We start from the raw sequence: 261 nt of genomic DNA on the forward strand, positions 1-261 counted from the left end.
AGGTGGATGTGGACTGGCTGATCGCCGAGCGTCCCGGCAGGGTAAAAACCTTGAAGCAGCATCCGCGCAAGAACAAAACGGCCATCAACATCGAATACATGAAAGCCAGCATCCGTGCCAGGGTGGAGCACCCGTTTCGCATCATCGGTGATGCTGCCAACTTACTGATTTAGTGTATGATGGTGTTTTTGAGGTGCTCCAGTGGCTTCTGTTTCTATCAGCTGTCCCTCCTGTTCAGCTACTGACGGGGTGGTGCGTAAC

General features: G+C 53.3%; 1 protein-coding gene and 1 pseudogene. Both read left to right on the plus strand.

All coding sequences use genetic code 11. The annotated features are described in order from the left end of the window. A pseudogene (locus tag FHD02_RS24170) lies at positions 1–146 on the plus strand (IS5/IS1182 family transposase); the annotation flags it as partial. A gap of 55 nt (positions 147–201) precedes the next feature. After that, on the plus strand, positions 202–261 hold a 60-nt coding region (locus FHD02_RS24785), incomplete at its 3' end, for an IS1 family transposase (protein WP_001623223.1).

Source organism: Citrobacter sp. EC_71, from assembly GCF_019584005.1.
In the GTDB taxonomy this organism is placed as follows: Bacteria; Pseudomonadota; Gammaproteobacteria; order Enterobacterales; family Enterobacteriaceae; genus Citrobacter; species Citrobacter werkmanii.